Source organism: Clostridioides sp. LIBA-6622, assembly GCF_056716095.1.
This window is the reverse complement of sequence record NZ_CP196998.1, coordinates 896,643-915,326: the sequence shown is the minus strand read 5'-3', so window position 1 is coordinate 915,326 and position 18,684 is coordinate 896,643. Positions and strand designations below refer to the sequence as shown.

Annotated in this window: 19 protein-coding genes; 1 reads left to right on the top strand and 18 read right to left on the bottom strand. The window is 28.9% G+C overall.

The genetic code is table 11. The features are described 5' to 3' along the window. Positions 1-27: 27 nt before the first annotated feature. The 7 genes from ACTG47_RS04495 to nifV form a co-directional block, all read right to left on the bottom strand. Complete coding sequence (locus tag ACTG47_RS04495) at positions 28-339, bottom strand: helix-turn-helix domain-containing protein (RefSeq protein WP_169468626.1); 312 nt, start codon at positions 337-339, stop codon at positions 28-30. Between the two features lie 188 nt (positions 340-527). Then, entirely contained in the window at positions 528-1,049 is a 522-nt protein-coding gene (locus ACTG47_RS04490) for a nitroreductase family protein (RefSeq protein WP_479926266.1), read from the bottom strand. Positions 1,050-1,146: 97 nt separating this feature from the next. After that, positions 1,147-1,641: a GNAT family N-acetyltransferase gene (locus ACTG47_RS04485; RefSeq protein ID WP_479926265.1), complete on the bottom strand. Its 495-nt coding sequence runs from the start codon at positions 1,639-1,641 to the stop codon at positions 1,147-1,149. A gap of 25 nt (positions 1,642-1,666) precedes the next feature. Further along, positions 1,667-2,116 (bottom strand): MarR family transcriptional regulator, encoded by a 450-nt coding sequence (locus tag ACTG47_RS04480; protein WP_169468632.1) that lies wholly within the window; start codon positions 2,114-2,116, stop codon positions 1,667-1,669. Between the two features lie 215 nt (positions 2,117-2,331). Next, a complete protein-coding gene (locus ACTG47_RS04475) occupies positions 2,332-3,327 on the bottom strand; it encodes an isocitrate/isopropylmalate dehydrogenase family protein (RefSeq protein WP_479926264.1) in 996 nt (331 codons plus the stop codon). Positions 3,328-3,348: 21 nt separating this feature from the next. After that, positions 3,349-5,274 carry an aconitate hydratase gene (locus tag ACTG47_RS04470; protein WP_479926263.1) on the bottom strand — a complete coding sequence of 642 codons (1,926 nt, stop codon included), beginning with the start codon at positions 5,272-5,274 and terminating at the stop codon, positions 3,349-3,351. A gap of 24 nt (positions 5,275-5,298) precedes the next feature. Continuing rightward, a complete protein-coding gene (gene nifV, locus ACTG47_RS04465; protein WP_479926262.1) occupies positions 5,299-6,492 on the bottom strand; it encodes a homocitrate synthase in 1,194 nt (397 codons plus the stop codon). A 444-nt stretch (positions 6,493-6,936) separates the two neighbouring features. Between nifV and ACTG47_RS04460 the strand changes: the two genes are divergently transcribed. Continuing rightward, positions 6,937-8,064, top strand: coding sequence for a DEAD/DEAH box helicase (locus tag ACTG47_RS04460; protein ID WP_479926261.1), 1,128 nt, complete (start codon positions 6,937-6,939; stop codon positions 8,062-8,064). 222 nt (positions 8,065-8,286) lie between these two features. Here the strand turns inward: ACTG47_RS04460 and ACTG47_RS04455 are convergent, their stop codons facing one another. The 11 genes from ACTG47_RS04455 to ACTG47_RS04405 all read right to left on the bottom strand — a co-directional run bounded on the left by ACTG47_RS04455 (position 8,287) and on the right by ACTG47_RS04405 (position 18,636). Continuing rightward, positions 8,287-8,676, bottom strand: a complete 390-nt coding sequence (locus ACTG47_RS04455) for a DUF5071 domain-containing protein (RefSeq protein ID WP_479926260.1) — start codon at positions 8,674-8,676, stop codon at positions 8,287-8,289. A 175-nt stretch (positions 8,677-8,851) separates the two neighbouring features. Further along, positions 8,852-10,042, bottom strand: coding sequence for a hypothetical protein (locus ACTG47_RS04450; RefSeq protein WP_169468642.1), 1,191 nt, complete (start codon positions 10,040-10,042; stop codon positions 8,852-8,854). Positions 10,043-10,635: 593 nt separating this feature from the next. After that, positions 10,636-11,451: an MBL fold metallo-hydrolase gene (locus tag ACTG47_RS04445; protein WP_479926259.1), complete on the bottom strand. Its 816-nt coding sequence runs from the start codon at positions 11,449-11,451 to the stop codon at positions 10,636-10,638. 183 nt (positions 11,452-11,634) lie between these two features. Continuing rightward, positions 11,635-13,077: a glutamate synthase-related protein gene (locus tag ACTG47_RS04440; RefSeq protein ID WP_479926258.1), complete on the bottom strand. Its 1,443-nt coding sequence runs from the start codon at positions 13,075-13,077 to the stop codon at positions 11,635-11,637. 127 nt (positions 13,078-13,204) lie between these two features. After that, positions 13,205-13,591, bottom strand: a complete 387-nt coding sequence (locus tag ACTG47_RS04435; protein ID WP_169468649.1) for a desulfoferrodoxin family protein — start codon at positions 13,589-13,591, stop codon at positions 13,205-13,207. Positions 13,592-13,628: 37 nt separating this feature from the next. Next, complete coding sequence (locus ACTG47_RS04430) at positions 13,629-14,018, bottom strand: Fur family transcriptional regulator (protein WP_169468651.1); 390 nt, start codon at positions 14,016-14,018, stop codon at positions 13,629-13,631. Between the two features lie 28 nt (positions 14,019-14,046). Next, the gene (gene rbr, locus ACTG47_RS04425) at positions 14,047-14,583 is read right to left on the bottom strand and encodes a rubrerythrin (RefSeq protein WP_479926257.1); all 537 of its coding nucleotides are present in this window, start codon (positions 14,581-14,583) and stop codon (positions 14,047-14,049) included. A 528-nt stretch (positions 14,584-15,111) separates the two neighbouring features. Continuing rightward, the gene (locus ACTG47_RS04420; RefSeq protein ID WP_021383628.1) at positions 15,112-15,414 is read right to left on the bottom strand and encodes a PTS Lactose/Cellobiose specific IIB subunit; all 303 of its coding nucleotides are present in this window, start codon (positions 15,412-15,414) and stop codon (positions 15,112-15,114) included. A 21-nt stretch (positions 15,415-15,435) separates the two neighbouring features. Further along, positions 15,436-15,846: a universal stress protein gene (locus ACTG47_RS04415; protein ID WP_054269444.1), complete on the bottom strand. Its 411-nt coding sequence runs from the start codon at positions 15,844-15,846 to the stop codon at positions 15,436-15,438. Between the two features lie 198 nt (positions 15,847-16,044). Then, on the bottom strand, positions 16,045-17,973 hold the full coding sequence (locus tag ACTG47_RS04410; RefSeq protein WP_479926256.1) for an EAL domain-containing protein: 1,929 nt from the start codon (positions 17,971-17,973) through the stop codon (positions 16,045-16,047). Between the two features lie 174 nt (positions 17,974-18,147). Further along, positions 18,148-18,636: a flavodoxin family protein gene (locus tag ACTG47_RS04405; RefSeq protein ID WP_479926255.1), complete on the bottom strand. Its 489-nt coding sequence runs from the start codon at positions 18,634-18,636 to the stop codon at positions 18,148-18,150. Positions 18,637-18,684: the final 48 nt, after the last annotated feature.

Genomic DNA, 18,684 nt, shown 5'->3' with positions numbered 1-18,684 from the left:
CCCAATTTAAATCACCCCATGTATATGCTAATCGTAAAGTCCATTTAATACTCTACTTACAGTTGCTTTACTCCAACTTGTTTCATTTGAAATTTCTTTATAGCTTAAACCATCTCTTCTTAAAGTCTTTATATTATTTATATCATCATCAGTAATTTGCTTTTCTTTTGGCTTAAGGCTATTTTTATAACTTCTTAGTCTATCCAATTCAGATTTCAAACTTTCTACCTCAAACTGTTTTTTTTGAAGTTTACTCTCATAAGAATCTCTCATTTCATTAAATTCTTTAATGTAGTTTACTTTCCAGTCCTCATCAATTTTTGTTTTAAATATACCCATATTTTAACCTCCTTAAATTTTGTTACTCAAGTTATGTATCGATTATAAACATTAATTTCTATATTTATCTCTAAAATCCTTGTACATAACCACTAGATAAGTTAGTAAAATTCAGATATATTTTTACAATTTTAAGTATATATTAACAATATCAAAAAATATAATGTCTTAATACAACGTATTATACATTAAAAGTTATTAAAATGAACCTTTTCATACTCCAAATCAGAGTCGCAGTATGCTTTCTTTTCTTCATCAGGATATCCTATAGAAATTATACATTCCACACTGTACTTATCAGGTACTTTTAACTCTTCTCTAATATATTTATCCGCTTCCATATTATCATCATGCATCCTATTTCTTACTTGCACCCAACAAGAACCTAATCCTAATTCATGAGCTTGAAGTTGTATATATGAAGCAGCAATACTTGCATCCTCTATCCAAGCATCATTTTTTTCTTTATCTGCAATAATCACAATAGCTAAAGGTGCATTTTTTAAGAAAAATCCACCACCTTTAGTTCTGCATTGAGACAAGTTAACTAGCTTTTCTTTATCATTTACCACTATAAATTCCCATGTTCTAAGACCTTTTGATGATGGTGCTAAAAGAGCAGCTTTTAATATTTTATCTAGCTTTTCTTTTTCTACTTCAATATTTTTATACTTTCTAATGCTTCTTCTTCTCTTTAGAAGTTCTATCATCTAAACCATCCCTTTCATAATATCACACACTAAGTCCATATAACATGCCTATTGGCATTGAAAATATGTCATCTATTCCCTGTATGATAAATACTTTTTATAATATTTTATCATAACAATAGAAAGATTTCTCTTTTCCTAAGAAACTCATTTCACCAATTTTAATAAAACCACACTTTGTAAGAAGTGCATTCATTTTTGAATTTATTGAATATGTATCGCTCTTTAAATATGATACACTATTTTCCTCAGCTAATTTTTCCGCAAAGTCAACTAATTTAGATGCTATTCCTTTCTTTCTAAAACTTGGATTTACAGCCATTCTATGTATTACCATAGCTTTTTTATCAGAAGACCAGTTTAAATCTACATATTCCTTTGGCTCCTCATAGTTAAGACATATAAATCCAGCTACTTCTCCATCTATTTCTTCTACATATAAATCTTGTTTCTTAATATCTGAAACAAAGTCTTTATCTGATGGATAATTTTCATCCCATTGTGTATTATTATACTCTTTCATTTCTTCTACTGTTGCTTTTATAATTTTCACAATTTTTTCTAAATCATTCATATTTGCTTTTCTAATCATAAAAATATCTCCTTATATTAATTTTCTATCTCTTCACTTTAAACCATTCTTTTTCCACATTTTTGCTCATTTTTTCTAATGCTTTAGTTGCTACTTGCTTTTCTTCATCTGTAAAATCCTTAAAACACATCTCTATACTCCTATTTTCTTCTTCAATTATCAACTCATAAACTTCTAAAGATTTATCAGTAGGAGTTAAATTATAGCCTCTTTTATCAAACTCATCTTGCTTTTTATCTACATACCCCGCTTTTATTAATTTCTGTATCGCTTTAGTTGTTGTTGCTTTGTCTACCTTCAACATATTTGATAATTCAACAAGGTTTATACCAGGATTTTCACATATTCGTGTCAAAAATGTAAATTGTCCTTTTTGCAACTTTAATTCCTTGTACTTTATATCATTGATAGAATTTACTGCTCTAGATAAAGCCCCCACTTCTCTTAATATATTACTGTCTAAACTCTTAATCAAACACACCTCCAGTCAATGTTTTTGTTTTTAGTTGAATGTTCAACTTTAATCAAATATTACCATATATTGGTTGAATGTTCAATTAAAAAAAACAAATTTTTTAATATTATTATTTCTATTTATTAAATAATGACAAACTTAAAAGCTGTTAATCGTCTCTAAAACAATTAACAGCTTTCTTTTAATCTACGTTATATTTTTATTATAAACATCATCTATCCAATATATTTACATACTTCATCTGCGAACTCTGTTGTTGATGCTGAGCCACCTAAATCCACAGTTAATTTACTTCCATCAAGAAATACCTTTTCTAAAGCTGTTTCTATCTTTTGTGCACTTTCATATTCACCTAAATATCTAAGCATCATTACTGATGATTGAATAAGTGCTGTTGGATTAGCTTTATTTTGACCAGCTATTTGTGGAGCACTTCCATGAACAGCTTCAAATATAGCACAATCCTTACCAATATTTGCACTTGGAATTATACCTAGACCTCCAACAAGACCAGCTCCTAAATCAGATAGTATATCTCCATAAAGATTTGGCATTACCATTACATCGTAATTTTCTGGATTTAAAACCAAGTTCATAGCTGCTGCATCTACAATCAAATCATCATATTCTATATCATGTTTTGATGCAACTTCTCTAAACACATCTAAGAACAATCCATCAGACATTTTCATTATATTTGCCTTATGTATAGCTGTAACTTTTTTTCTCTTATTGTCTTTAACATAATTACATGCGAAATCAACTATTCTTTCACTTGCACCTCTTGTTATTATCTTTATACTTTCAGCTGCATAGTCGCCTATCTTATGCTCTATTCCAGCATACAAGTCTTCTGTATTTTCCCTTACAACTACTAAATCAACATCTTCATATCTTGATTTTATTCCTTTAAAGCTTTTAATTGGTCTTAAATTAACATATAAATCTAATGCCTGTCTTAGAGTTACATTCACACTTCTAAATCCCTTCCCTACAGGAGTAGTGATTGGACCTTTTATAGCTATTTTGTTCTTTTTTATACTCTCTATAATATATTCAGGAAGAGGAGTACCATATTCTTCAATAACAGCCTCTCCTGCATTAACTTCTTCCCATTCTATTTCTACCCCAGTAGCTTCTACTACCTTTTTCATAGCTTTCGCAACTTCTGGTCCTATTCCATCTCCTGGTATAAGTGTCACTTTATACATTAAATATTCCCTCTTTTCATACTAATTAGCTTGATTTTTAGTGTAATTTAATTTTCCACCAGCTTTTAATACATCAACTTCTTTTGCTGATAATTCTACCTTAACTTTAAAAGAAGTTCCTTTAGTTATATTCTTAACTTCCAAAATTCCATCCCCTAGATTATCCAAAATATTTGGTATCTCTAAATTATCTAAAAGAGATAAGTTATCATAATCTTTTTCATCACAAAACTCCATTGGAATTATACCACTATTTATTAAATTAGCTTTGTGGATTCTTGCAAAGCTCTTTACTATTACACCTTTTACACCTAAATATAATGGTGCTAAAGCAGCATGCTCTCTACTTGAACCTTGCCCATAATTATCTCCACCAACTATAAATCCACCACTATTGTCTTTTGCTCTTTGAGGAAACTCAGTATCTACAGTGTTAAAACAATAGTTTGCAAGATATGGTATATTACTTCTGAAAGGAAGTAACTTAGCATTTGATGGCATTATATGGTCAGTAGTTATATTATCTTCTGTCTTTAATATAATTTTTCCATCTATAGACTGACTTAGCTCTGTATTAAGAGGGAAAGGTTTTATATTAGGACCTCTAACTACTTCTACATCACTTCCCACATCAGCAGGTTTTATTATCATGCTATCATCAATTAAAAACTCGTTTACATCTAAGTTTGTAAATTTAACATCAAATTCTCTTGGGTCTGTAAGCTCTCCCTTTATTGCACTTACTGCTGCTACTTCTGGGCTCACTAAATATACTTGAGCTGATAAAGTTCCACTTCTTCCATAGAAATTTCTATTAAAAGTTCTTAAAGATACAGAATCAGTACCTGGAGATTGACCCATACCTATACATGGACCACAAGAATTTTCTAATATTCTAGCTCCAGCACTTATTATATCTGCCAAAGCTCCATTTCTAGCAATCATCTCCATAACTTGTCTTGAACCTGGTGCTATTACCAAACTCACATTCTTATGTACCTTATTTCCTTTTAGGATTTGAGCTACTTTCATTAAGTCTTCATAAGAAGAGTTCGTACAACTTCCTATTGCAACTTGGTCTATTTTTATTTTTCCTATATTCTCAACTTCATCTACATTATCTGGGCTATGAGGTTTCGCAGCTAATGGTTTCAATTCATCTAAGTTTATAGTAATCTCTTCATCATAAACTGCATCTGCATCTGGTTTTAGCTCTATCCATGCATCTTCTCTTCCTTGACTCTTGAAGAATTCTAGTGTTTTATCATCACTTGGGAAGATTGAAGTAGTTGCTCCAAGTTCAGCTCCCATATTTGTTATTGTAGCTCTTTGTGGAACAGATAAGCTTTTTACACCTTCTCCACCATATTCATAAACTTTACCTACTCCACCTTTTACAGTTTGTTTTCTCAACACTTCTAATATTATATCTTTTGAAGATACCATATTATTTAGTTTTCCAACTAGATTCACCTTACAGACTTTTGGTGCTTTTATATAGTATGCTCCTCCTGCCATAGCAAGAGCAACATCTAACCCACCAGCTCCAATAGCCATCATGCCCACACCTCCAGCAGTAGGTGTGTGGCTATCAGAACCTAAAAGTGTATCTCCTGGTGTTGAAAATCTTTCTAAAAATACTTGATGACAAATGCCATTCCCTGGTTTAGAGAAATAAACTCCATATTTATCTGCCACTGTTTGTATATATTTATGGTCATCTGCATTTTCAAATCCTTGTTGTAACATATTATGATCTACAAATGCCACACTTCTTTTAGTTTTTACTTTATCTATTCCCATAGCTTCTAATTGAAGATATGTCATTGTTCCAGTAGAATCTTGTGTTAAAGTCTGGTCTATTTTTATACCAATTGAATTACCCGCAACGGCTTCTCCATCTACTATATGTTTTTTAATTATTTTATAAACTATATTATCTCCCATATTTTCCTCCTAAACAATTATACCTTAAATATATGAACCTCTAACTGCTTCTTCCTCTGTTGTTTCCTTCTCATGTGCTAGTATATCACAATATAATTGAAGAATTTCTTTATCCATTAAACTTCTTTTTAATCTTATTGATGTAGCTCTTATAGCATTTAATAGCTTGGTAGCGTTTTCTGGAGAAATATACATTTCGTATTCACTCAACTTGTTTATAACTGCAGCTCTTCCTGAATGTTTACCTATTACTATTTTTCTTTCAAGATTTACTTCACTTGGGTCAAATGGCTCATAGTTATGTGGGTCTTTTAAAGCTCCATCTGCATGTATACCAGATTCATGTATAAACATATTGTCTCCAACTACTGCCTTCCATGTAGGAAGAATTCTTCCTGATGCCTGTGCCACATACTCACATATTCCTCTGAATTTTCTAGTATCTATATTATTTAAATCACATTTATAAACACACTTAAGTGCCATTAAAACTTCTTCTAATGCTGCATTTCCTGCTCTTTCACCTAATCCATTTACTGTAACACCAACATAATTTGCTCCTGCTGCTATTCCTGCAAGTGCATTTGCAGTTGCCATTCCAAAGTCATTATGTGTATGCATTTCTATGTCAAAATTAGTTCTTTCATAAAGAGTTTCTATTGCATTCTTTATAGAAAAAGGATTCATAACTCCTACTGTATCACAATATCTAAATCTATCTGCCCCTGCTTGTTTTCCAACTTTTATAAATTCAGTTAAGAAGTCTATATCTGCTCTTGAAGCATCTTCTCCATTTACTGAAACATATAATCCATTTTGCTTTGCAAATTCAACTGTTTTAGCCATATTTTCTAAAACCCAACCTCTAGAAGTTCTCAATTTATTTTCTATATGAATGTCAGATACTGATATTGATATAGCTACTGCATCAACACCACAAGAAATAGATTCTTCAACATCTTTTATTACTGCTCTATTCCAAGCCATTATATCTGATTTTAAATTTCTACTACATATGTGCTTTATTACGTTTTTTTCATCTCCACCCATAGTAGGTATCCCAACTTCGATTTGGTCCACACCTAGGTCACTTAACATTTCAGCAATCATTATTTTTTCTCTATTCGCAAATACAACCCCAGCTGTTTGCTCTCCGTCTCTTAAAGTAGTATCTACTATTTTTATTTCCTTTGCTCTATCTTTTGATATAATGCACATATTAATGCCCCCCTTAGTATACTTTTAATTTTAAAAACATTCGCTTTTATTTTTCATTGATACCTCTAACTTATGATTATTTTTTTATTTTTTATTCATTTTAATTTCATTTGCAATTTATTTTTTTGCCTTTTCATATCTTGTAATCTATTATATTACTTTATATCATTTATTGCACTATATTTTTTCTTTTTTGTGAAAACTTCTTAAAAATGAAAGTTATTATGTTTTTCTTGCATTTTAATTTAATTTTTAAATAGGTTTATTTTCAAAAAACCTTTAAAAATAAACCCCTAAAATTCCTACTAAAATTTAATTTAAACTACATTCCATTTTAAAGTATCTGCATATATTTCTAAACTATATAAATAATAATCAAAAAAATTACTAAAAATACTTACAAATATGATATTATTAATTGATTAATAAAAAAGAAAATTTTTCATGAAAGGTAAGATAATAATGGATTTTAAAAGCTTAGGGATTAGTGAAAATACAATAAATATTCTAGAGAAATCAGGAATAACAACACCTACACCTATACAAAAAGAAAGTATTCAATTGATAAAGGAAGGAAAAGATGTCATAGCAGAGGCTCAAACTGGCACAGGAAAAACACTTGCTTTTTTGCTTCCGATATTTGAAAATATATCATTAGATATAAATGATATACAAGTCCTTATACTCTCTCCAACAAGAGAGTTAGCTATTCAAATAACAGAAGAAGCTATGAAACTTAAAGAGTCTAAAGATGTAAATATTCTAGCAGCTTATGGAGGAAAGGATATTGGCTCTCAAATAAAAAAACTAAAAGGAAATATCCATATGATTATAGCTACACCAGGTAGACTTTTAGACCATCTAAATAGAAAAACGATTGACCTTAGTAAGTTAAAAACCTTTGTTTTAGATGAAGCAGACCAAATGTTGCTTATGGGATTTAAAAATGAAGTTGAAGCTATTTTAAAAGAAACTTCAAACAAAAAGCAAACATTATGCTTTTCTGCAACTATGAATTCTCAAGTAAAAAAATTAGCTTATAGATATACAAAGAATCCAGTTATAGTTTCTATTCAAAAAAAAGAAATTACTCTTAATAATATAAAACAAGAAGTTGTAGAAACTACAGATAGAAAAAAATTGGACGCCTTATGTAAAGTTTTAGATGAAGATAATCCTTTTATGGCTATAATATTTTGTAGAACTAAAAGGAGAGTTGACAATCTTGAAGAAGCTCTTGCTATAAGAGGATACAACTGTCAAAAACTGCATAGTGATATTGCTCAATCAAAACGAGAAAGAATAATGAAATCATTTAGAAATTTAGATATACAATACTTAATAGCTACAGATGTTGCTTCTCGTGGTCTTGATATATCAGGAGTAAGTCATATATATAATTATGATTTACCAGAAACATCAGAAGACTATATTCATCGTATTGGTAGAACTGGTAGAGCTGGTGAAGAAGGTTATACATGTGCTTTTATTGACCCTAAAAATGAAAGAATGTTAAGTGAAATAGAGACAGCTATAGAATCTAAAATTAGTAGAAGAATTATAGAATTGTAATTTATAAATTAGTTAAAATACCAATGGTATATAAACACTATAATACATAGAAAGTAGATATCAACCTTTTCTTTATCATGATACTATTTTATATTGTATAAAAAAGCTGTAACCTTTACGATTACAGCTTTTTATGTATATTATTATCTCTATATTACTTGTTTCCAAGTTATTTGATATTAAATTTTGCAAATAATCTCAATAAATATATTCAACTACTCTTTATAAGATTCTCTTTAACAATATTTTTGCTCTCTCATCTACTTCTGCTTCACATTCCCATTTAGTTGGATTTTCAGCAATTCTCTTAAGAAAAGGAATTATTGGTTTAAGATTTTCATCTGCGAACAGTGGCAAAAGACATGAAATTATCCAGTATTTCCAGTCATCATCTTCCTGTATAAGAACATCTATTACTAATGGAGTAATTAACTCTTGATGTAGAGCTAAAACATGTAAAACTTCTTTTGCAACAGGCCAGTTATAATCTTGCATCCATTCCAATAATCTATAACAAATTGGTCTTATGTCCTCATCAGATAATAATTTTAGTTTTTCGATATTACTATTATCAAATTTGTCTTTAGGGAGCAATTCTTCAATATTTTCCATAACTTAAGTCTCCTAATAAATAGATTGTATTTACTATCTATTCCAAATTTTAATTTATCATTTTATTTTACAACCCTATTTTATCATATCTAAATAATAATATACTTTATTTTTATTTAACTATATTTTTATCTTATTAATTAAATTATCTCTTATATTTGAAACACTACTCATTCTATAAATTTTCAATATTTTCGTTTAATTCAGCTGGCCATTTGGCTTCTGGATGTTCCTTTGCGAATTTCTTATTCTTATAATGACCTAGTGTAAGGAAAGGAATTACTATAGTGAATAGACCTAAATAACCACAATATCCATATCCATATTTAACTATATTACTTAATCCTGTAAGAGATATAAGCATTGACACTACCATTATTGCACAGGCTGTAAATACCCTTCTCTTCATTTTTGAAGAAAGAAAAGAAAGTCCTTTATGGTCTTCAAATCTATTTACAAGACCAAATATAGTAGTTACTCCTGTAGACATTAAGCAAAGGAATAATGCAACATTATAAATTATATATATAGTATTATTTCCAGATTGACTTGCAACATAAAGAGTAGGAAGTGTTGTTTGCCCTGCAGCAGTAAATTCTTTATACCACCCCATTAACATAGTTACAGCAAGTCCTAATGCAACTGCATTCATGATAAATGAAACCACCATTGCTTTAGTAGCTTCTTTTGAGTTTTTAAGAAGTGGTCTTGAACATCCTGCAAGTGTTGGTATAACAACTGACTGAAAACCTGCATAAATAAAAGTATTGAGTATTGGCTTGATATATCCTGGTGTGAAACTAGTTCTATTTGATAATATTCCTGTTATTTCTGGTACCTTAGCTTTTATCCCTACGATAAAAATAGTAAGTGTACATATTAGTATTGCTATTGTCATTGCTGTAGCTGCTTTAGATACAATCATAGCTCCAAATATAGTAAAGGCAAGAAGCACAATTCCTATAATAAATACAGATACAAAATAATTCATACCTATGCTTTGGAATACTGCTGCTGCACCTGCTATAACAGCACTTACAGCTATTAAAACCATCAGATAATAGTATATTTCCCATATTATTTCAAGTTTTGGATATGGACTCCAAAGTTCACAAAATAAATCCTTATAATTCCTACAATTATTATTATTATACATTATAATAACTTCTCTCATAGTAGCAGTAAGTATAATCATTGCTAAAACTGCCATAAGTGGTGCTGTCCATCCATACTGCACATAATACTGAGTTTCTTGATTCCCTGTAGCAAACCCTCCTCCAGCATGAGAGCTAAAAAGAACGCTTGCAACTCCAAAAATAGCTAAAATAGAGCCTGTTGCTTTTGCTTTTTTTACATTTTTTTGCATGAAACCATCCTCCCCTAAAAATGATAACGAAAGTTTATATTTTAACACTTTCTTGATAAAACAATAACATTTTTGTTTAGTAAATTCAACTTGATTTTTCAATAAAGTAACATTTTTAGTTTATTTTTCCTCTTGTATTAAATAATTTTAATATATTTATTTTATTTTTTAACTTGCATTTAAATTTTTTTATTTTTATGAAATAGCTTTTTTAGTGTTAAATTTTATACAATATATTATTTATTATTATTAAACTGTTATATAATAATTACTATGGTATATTAACTTTGCTATAGTATCATATTCATTGGAATTATCGAGACTAATAAGAATAACCAATATCACTTTTAAAACAATATAGCATAAATAAACAAATTTGCTTTATTTATTATTTGTTCTACCATTATTAATACATGATAAAATTGTTTGTTAATGAAAATATACTCTCATTAAAAATAATTTCTTTTACAATATTTCATATAATACTCTATTAATTTCTTTTACAATAAATATCATAAAAAAAGAGTTGTCTCAAAATTGATTTTTTATAATCAAATTTTAAGTTCAACTCATTTTAAATATCAACCTAAATCTTATATATTTAAAATCAACCCTACTCCAACTTCATTTATATTTAAAGTCTCATTCATCTTAGCTTTTACCTTAAAAGAAACACAGTGGCAAGGGTACAACATTCTTATTCTTTCTTTCTCTAAATACTGAATTGTACTATCTAACCTATTACCCAATTCAAAAAGATGAAAACCTCCTAATATACCAATTACTCTATAATCTCCACATATTTTTTTAGCATACTCTACTATATTACAAATTCCACTATGAGAGCATCCTGTAATAATAAAAAGTCCTTTATTAGTTTTACAGACTATCGCAGAATCATCTAAAACATAATCATCTTCCCACAAATCTCCTACTTTATATTTGCCCATTTTAGCTCTTTTTTCAAAACTATGTACAGTAGGTATTTCACCCAAAAATATACAATTCTCACTTATGTTAAAAGGTTTATCTTGAGGATTGTACATAAAAATTTGTTTAATTTCATCAACAAAAAATGGAGCACCTATATTCTCATCGCCTTCTTTTTTAGGTATAAAACAATTAGGATGTGCAACAAGTTCGACTTTAGATAAATTATACTTATTTTTCAAAAACTTAATACCTCTTGTGTGGTCATTATGTCCATGAGAAAAAACAACATGAGTCAAATTGCCTAAATCTATATCTAGTTTTTCAGCATTTGATACAAATACATCTGAATATCCTGAATCAAATAAAATCCTATTGCCATCAATTTCAATATAGTAGCTTACTGCTGGCTCTCCAACAAAATATTTATCAATATATGTATTATTATCAACGAGAACTTGTATCTTTAATCTTTCCATGATAATCACCCCTTAAATTATTATTTAGTTTAATAGTACGATATCCCAAAATATTTTACAATTTAATATTTTTAATTTTCACAATAATAAGGAGAACCTTACAAAGTAAAATTCTCCTTACATAAACTAACTTAACTATTATTTTTATAAATATCCATCCCTTAAGATTTTTAAGCTTAAAATTTACACATGTTGTATATTTGTATAATTTGATATTTCAGAGTTAACTGTGTATAAATCATCAATGCTTAAATCATGTATATCCTTATGCCCAGAAACTCTAGCAAAAGTCTTAAGTTCCTCTAAACTCACGTTTAAGAAGTTTGCCACTCTATTAGCACTATTTTCTATATGTAATCTTTTTCTTAATTCTTCATCTTGAGTTGCTACTCCTACAGGGCACTTACCAGAACCACATATACGATATTGTTGACATGCAGCTGCCATAAGAGCAGAACTTGCAATAGCAATTGCATCAGCTCCCATAGCTAATGCCTTAACAAAATCAGTGGATACACGAAGTCCACCTGTTATAACTAAATCTATATCTAATTCATGTGTATCTATATACTTTCTAGCACGATGAAGAGCAAATATTGTTGGAATTGAAGTTGCATCTTTAAGCAATTTTGGACTTGCTCCAGTAGCTCCACCACGACCATCAATAGTCACAAAATCAGGTTTAGCATAAGCTATAAATTCCATATCCTTTTCAATATGTCCTGCTGAGATTTTAACACCAATTGGACGTCCTTCTGAAACTTCTCTAAGCTCATCTACTAGTTTCTTTAAATCTTCCTTAGATTGTATTTCCTCAAAACAAGATGGACTTATTACATCTTGACCTACAGGCTTATTTCTTACCTTCGCTATCTCTTCAGTAACTTTTTCACCAGGAAGATGACCTCCCATACCAGGTTTTGTTCCTTGCCCAATTTTTATCTCTATAGCATCAGAATTTTTAAGGTTTTCTTCTGTAACACTATATTTATTTGGTACATATTCAAAGATATATTTGTATGAAGCTTCTTTTTCTTCTGGTAATATACCGCCTTCTCCACTACACATAGCTGTCTTATTTTTAGCTGCACCTTTTGCTAAAGCTATTTTTAATTCTTTAGATAAAGCTCCAAATGACATGTGGGAAATATAAACAGGATTTTCTATAACCATAGGTTTTTTTGCTTTTTTTCCTATTATTGTTGTCGTATTTACTTCATCATGCTCATTTAAAGGTAATGGATTTAATTGAGCACCCATGATTAAAATATCATCCCAAGAAATTACTGGTAGTTTAGTTCTCATAGGTTCTATTATAGACTTCCCTGTAACGGCCATTTCGTGGATTATGTCCATATGTTTCTCAACTTCATCATCTCTTCTTAAATATGTATTTAGGTAGTTTAAATCACCTGTTTTTTCGCTAGTTACTTCAACTTCATTTTCATCTATATCTTCTGTTCCCTTTTCATCTTCTTCATAGTAAACAGTACTTATCTTTCCAAAATAACTACGACCTTTTGTACATACAGGGCATTCCCAGTCTTCACTTAATTCGTCCCAAGTTTTATCATTCTTAGATTCATCATAAATATATCCACAAACACTACATTTATAAATTGACATATTATTTTCTCCTTATATTATATTGACATTAAATAAAACTAAAACTTGAATTTATATAAATTTATAGGAGGCTATTTGTACAAAATACATTTATAGCCTCCCCCTTTAAATTAAATTTATTTAAATATTACAGTTCCGCCTTCCATAATCCATGTAAATTACAGTAAGCATATGCAGAAATTACTTTATCATCATCATTCAAAGCAAATTTAACTATAGGTTCTCCATCTACTGCTAGACATTTACGTTGACCACCTTGCTCAGTCATAAGATATACCCATGCTATATGGTGTTCTTTAGTCATTGGATGAGCAACACTACTTATTTTTACAGTAACATTATTTCCATCTACTTCAATCACAGGTACATGCTTTTCAACTGCTGCATCTGTTGTATTAGGAACAAGCTCTTTCATAGGCTTTCCACAACAGAAAACAGGTACACCACTATTTTGTATCATTCCTATAAGGTTTCCACAAGTCTCACATATAAAAAATTTTTGTTCACTACACATAAACTCACCTCATTAATTATTTTTTAGAATTTGAAAGTTAACCTACTTGGCTACACTTTTCACAATTATTACAAATCCCTTTAAAACTTATGTTATAAGATGTTATCTTTATGTCTGTTTCCTCTGCTATTGATTCTTTTAAATTATTAAGAACATCAGATTCTAAATCGTACACCTCTCCACATACTTCACATACGATATGATAGTGATTATCTATTCTACCATCAAATCTATCTGGATTTCCTGGAATACTAACCTTTCTTATAAAGCCATGTTCTGTTAGCTGAGCTAAATTTCTATACACAGTTCCTAAGCTTAAATTTGGATTATCCTTTTTTAAATTTTCATATAGATAATCCGCAGTAGGGTGAACCGGATTATTTAATATTTCATTTAAAATCAGTTCTCTTTGTTTAGAAAATTTCATAGTTAACATTCCTTTTTAATAATAATTTTTAATAGTTTTCAGCTTTTATATTGAAGTAAGCCTTTGGATGGTCACATACTGGGCATTTTTCTGGTGCTTCAGTACCTACATAAACATGACCACAGTTTTGACATTGCCAAACAACTTCTTCATCTCTCTTAAAGATTTTTCCTTCATTTAAGTTTTCTAAAAGCTTTAAGTATCTTTCTTCGTGCTCTTTCTCTATTCTTCCAACAGCTTCAAATAAATAAGCTATCTTATCAAATCCTTCTTCTTTAGCTTCTTTAGCAAATTTTGCATACATGTCAGTCCATTCATAGTTTTCACCTGCTGCTGCATCTTTTAAATTTTCTTCTGTTGAAGGCATACCATCATGTAAAAGTTTAAACCATAACTTAGCATGTTCTTTTTCATTGTTAGCAGTTTCTTCAAATATAGCAGCTATTTGATTATAACCTTCTTTTTTAGCTTTTGAAGCATAATATGTATATTTATTTCTTGCCTCTGATTCTCCTGCAAATCCTGCCATTAAATTTTTTTCTGTTTTAGTTCCTTTTAAATTCATAATTAATTCCTCCCTTTTTTAATAATAGTAATGATTACTATTTCTATATTTATATAATATATTAATTTCCACATTTTGTCAACTATATATAATATTCTTTTTTTTATTTAAATATTCTTATTTTCTAATATATTATTTAAAAACTGTATTATATAGTTATCCTTTACCCATAGAATTGTTTTTGTCTATAATCTTTAATCATCTTATGATATAAATACATTTAAAAATTATATTATATATTTAATGAACTACTCATCCTGTCTATTTTTATATAAAAATAAAGAGATAGTGACTAGTCACTATCTCTTTAAATAATATCATTATTAAAATTTAGTTAATTCTTATTTTAGTTATAACATTACTAATAGGCTAAAATATTTTAACAATTTTCATCTAATTCTCCTAGAATCTTATGAATATGACCAATGTACAATCATTCGGTTATTTCAACATGATTAAACTTCTACTTTATCTTAAATCTATTTATAATAAAAAGGTATCGCCCTATTATTAGTGCGACACCCACGATTAATTTAAGTCTATTAAAATTTCACTTACTATAGATTTAGCATCTTCTATTATATACTTCGGATCAACTTCATAAAATTCTCTATCTATAAATCTGTCAATCTTATCTATACTTTCTATTGAATCACTTGTAACAAATAATACAATAGATGCATCTTCTATATCATAAATGGAAAGTTCATTTTTTATATTATCATTCTCTTGAATTTCATAAACTAAATCAAACCCTAAATCATTTGCAGCTTCCTTAAGAGAATTTAAACTTCTTTCACTTTCACAAACTGCTACTATCTTTTTATTCATATTTCAAATACCTCACTAATTCTACTCCGGTACAATCATTACTATACACTTTGCTTGTTTAACTACACTTGCTGTTACTGAACCTATAATTCTTGTAAGACCTTTTTTAGTAGATTTTGTCATAACTATAAAATCTACATTATCTTCTTTTGCTTTTCTAATTATTTCATCTCCTGGATATCCAAAAGTAAAGTGTACTTTAACATCATACTCACCCATTATCTCTGCTGCTTTATCCAGGATTCTTCTTCCTAAGTTCTCAGAATTCTTTATTTCTTCAGCCAGGGATATGCCATCAATAAATACTAGTTCTTTTACATTCATTATTTCTACTTCGACTTCATCTTTTTTGAATATTCCTTGTATAAATTCCAAAGAATGCATACTTCTCTCTGTCCCATCAATTGGTACTAATATTTTCTTTTTATTCATGTCACATCTTCCTTTCTTACTTTAAAATAATTAAGTAAAATATATATTCTAAGTTATAAAAATATATAATAAATCTTTACTTTAGGAATTAATATTAATAATATGTATAATAATTTTAATATTTGTTATTGTGTTAATTTTATAATAAATAGTTAACAGTGTCAATAAACAAAATTGTAATTAAAAAAATAAAGGATGTTAGTCTACAAGTGCATTCTGTCTCAATAGATTTTTCAAAACGTCTTCTGGAACTGGCTTAGAAAAATAATAACCTTGTAAATATTCACACTCCATATCAGCTAAATCTTCAGCACATTTAGCAGTCTCAACTCCTTCTGCTACAGCCTTCATATTCAATTTATTTATAAGAGCTATAATAGTTTCAACTGTAAGCTTGTGCCTATCATCTTCATTCATAGACCAAATCAGACTCTTATCTAACTTAATTATTGAGAATGGCAAAGAAAGCATATTAGTAACTCCAGAATACGCAATTCCAAAGTCATCAAGTGAGAACTTAGCTCCTAAATTAATCAATCTCTCCATTGTTTCTTTAATTATATTAAAAGAACCTAATGCCACAGTCTCTGTAATTTCAAGTTTAAACTTAGTTGGTGATACATTGTATTTATCCATAAGATAAAGTAAGTCATCAGCCAAGTTTTTTTGCATACATTGCACTACAGAAAGATTAACAGCTATATTATCTAATTTCAAATCTTCAAAATCATCACTAGCTATAAATTTACATACCTTCTCAAAAACTACTAAACCAATTGAGTTAATCAAACCTGTTTGTTCTGCAATTGTTATAAATTCATCAGGAGGTATAAATCCTAAGTCTTTATGCTCCATCCTAAGTAATGCTTCAGCTGAAGTAAATCTACCTCTACTATTAGAAAATATTGGCTGATAATACACTTCAAATCCATCATTTTCTAATGCCTCTTTTAAACAATTTTTAATTACATGTTTTTTCTTTATCTTCTCACTTATAGAGGCATCTGCGTAAATAACATGTTTTGACTCAGAACGTTTTGCTTCATGTATAGAGAAATCTATAGCCACTATGACATCCTCTGTTGTTTCAGCATTTTCGGGATAATAAACGACAGCAATACTTGTTGCCAAATTAAAGTTTATCTCTTCTACTAACCAAGGCTTTTTGAATCTTTCTTCTATTTTTTTAATAATATCCTCTGGCTCTATACCTAGTTGACTATTTACAACAATAGAAAATATATCTCCTCCTATTCTGTATACATGATTTACATCATGTATATGAATCAAATATTTTCCAACCTCTTTTAATGCAATATCCCCATTTTTATTCCCAAAAGTTTCATTCATAAATTTAAAGTCATCAAGTGCAATTGTAATAATAAATCCTGATTGTTCAGTATTGATATTTAAATCCAACTCTTGAATAAAAGATTGTCTATTGAGTACACCTGTAAGGTCATCAATAATAAGACCTCGATTCTGCATAGAAAGATATGTCAAAAGTAAACTACATGCACATGCAGCTCCTGTAAGAAGATACTGTAAAAAGATTGCCTGTAATATAATTGCTACAACTGAAACTATAAGAAAACCTCTAATAGCCCATATTTTTGATTCATGCATTGCTTTTCTATATTTAAAAGACAAAAATGCTGAATATATTGCATAAAAGAAAAAAGATGCAAAAGTTGCAACATATCCATAACCTCGTATATAACCTGTTTCTTTTGACAATCCAAATAGAATATGTGTAAAAGGATTTGTGATAGATAAGATTATACAAATTATGAGTGGTATAGATAAAAATAATAATCTTTTTTTCATATACCTTATATCTTGATAAATAATAGCCATAACATAAAACGATACAAGTGCTGCTGGTATTGGCAACAATAATAAATATACTTGGTTTAATAAAGCAGTAGTAAAAATCGGAATTTCATCTACATTATTTAGACAAAATGAGCCTAAAATATTTGAAATTATAAATAAAAATGAGAATACTAAAAGTGCACAATATATTTTGTTTTGTAACGTAGGTATAAATTTACTTCTAAAAAAATATACCATTAAAAAAATGACTATAATTGCAGAAAAAATTTCATATTCTATATGCCATACCATAAACTTCCCTCACTATTAATGTTTAATTTTAATTATTTTAATAATATAATTAATTTATAATTATATTATAATTTATTTGAGTAATTTTATGGAAAAATTTTTATTTTATAACTTTTACACCAAATCCCCACTAAAAATCTAAATTTATTATAATTCTTATTGCGCATATAGAAATTAAGCGAATAGTTCTTTTGCTTTAGTAGCAATTCTCTCACCAAATATTACTGCCTTCTCATTTTGTACTTCTGGTCCTTCAACTGAATGTACATGACCTAAATGGATAAATGGTTTCCCTAAAGAGCCTCCTCCAGAGTACACAAGCATACCTTTTACCATCAAGTGACCTACTATAGTAAGTATAGCAACATCTGGACCTCCACAAACATAGTCACATGTAGCAAAAACAGCCCCTAATTTTCCAGCTAAGTTGATTTTTCTTGAATCTTCATCAAACCATTTTTTTACTTCCCAAGTTGTATTTGCTAAATAAGTTGGTGTTCCAAATATTACTGCCTTACTTTCACTTAAATACTCTGAGTCAATATTGTCAAATCTCATGAGTTTAACTTCTACTCCATCCACTTTTTTAGCTCCATCTTCTATCAGTTTAGCTACCTTTTCTGTGTTTCCACTTCTTGTTTGATATAATATAGTAATCTTCAACTTTAATTCCCCCTTATTTAATAAAAATAATTTATTATATGTCAAATT

What these genes read in the sequence shown, in the direction of transcription:
- ACTG47_RS04455 (WP_479926260.1), bottom strand. Translation starts at nt 8,676, where the DNA reads ATGGAAAATATTGAAGAATTGCTCCCTAAAGACAAATTTGATAATAGT.
- ACTG47_RS04495 (WP_169468626.1), bottom strand. Translation starts at nt 339, where the DNA reads ATGGGTATATTTAAAACAAAAATTGATGAGGACTGGAAAGTAAACTAC.
- ACTG47_RS04445 (WP_479926259.1), bottom strand. Translation starts at nt 11,451, where the DNA reads ATGGAAAGATTAAAGATACAAGTTCTCGTTGATAATAATACATATATT.
- ACTG47_RS04490 (WP_479926266.1), bottom strand. Translation starts at nt 1,049, where the DNA reads ATGATAGAACTTCTAAAGAGAAGAAGAAGCATTAGAAAGTATAAAAAT.
- nifV (WP_479926262.1), bottom strand. Translation starts at nt 6,492, where the DNA reads ATGTGCATTATATCAAAAGATAGAGCAAAGGAAATAAAAATAGTAGAT.
- ACTG47_RS04440 (WP_479926258.1), bottom strand. Translation starts at nt 13,077, where the DNA reads ATGTCAATTTATAAATGTAGTGTTTGTGGATATATTTATGATGAATCT.
- ACTG47_RS04410 (WP_479926256.1), bottom strand. Translation starts at nt 17,973, where the DNA reads ATGGTATGGCATATAGAATATGAAATTTTTTCTGCAATTATAGTCATT.
- ACTG47_RS04460 (WP_479926261.1), top strand. Translation starts at nt 6,937, where the DNA reads ATGAAAGGTAAGATAATAATGGATTTTAAAAGCTTAGGGATTAGTGAA.
- ACTG47_RS04415 (WP_054269444.1), bottom strand. Translation starts at nt 15,846, where the DNA reads ATGAATAAAAAGAAAATATTAGTACCAATTGATGGGACAGAGAGAAGT.
- ACTG47_RS04450 (WP_169468642.1), bottom strand. Translation starts at nt 10,042, where the DNA reads ATGCAAAAAAATGTAAAAAAAGCAAAAGCAACAGGCTCTATTTTAGCT.
- ACTG47_RS04475 (WP_479926264.1), bottom strand. Translation starts at nt 3,327, where the DNA reads ATGTATAAAGTGACACTTATACCAGGAGATGGAATAGGACCAGAAGTT.
- ACTG47_RS04485 (WP_479926265.1), bottom strand. Translation starts at nt 1,641, where the DNA reads ATGATTAGAAAAGCAAATATGAATGATTTAGAAAAAATTGTGAAAATT.
- ACTG47_RS04470 (WP_479926263.1), bottom strand. Translation starts at nt 5,274, where the DNA reads ATGGGAGATAATATAGTTTATAAAATAATTAAAAAACATATAGTAGAT.
- ACTG47_RS04420 (WP_021383628.1), bottom strand. Translation starts at nt 15,414, where the DNA reads ATGAATAAAAAGATAGTAGCAGTTTGTGAAAGTGAAAGAAGTTTAAAT.
- ACTG47_RS04430 (WP_169468651.1), bottom strand. Translation starts at nt 14,018, where the DNA reads ATGAAATTTTCTAAACAAAGAGAACTGATTTTAAATGAAATATTAAAT.
- ACTG47_RS04435 (WP_169468649.1), bottom strand. Translation starts at nt 13,591, where the DNA reads ATGTGTAGTGAACAAAAATTTTTTATATGTGAGACTTGTGGAAACCTT.
- rbr (WP_479926257.1), bottom strand. Translation starts at nt 14,583, where the DNA reads ATGAATTTAAAAGGAACTAAAACAGAAAAAAATTTAATGGCAGGATTT.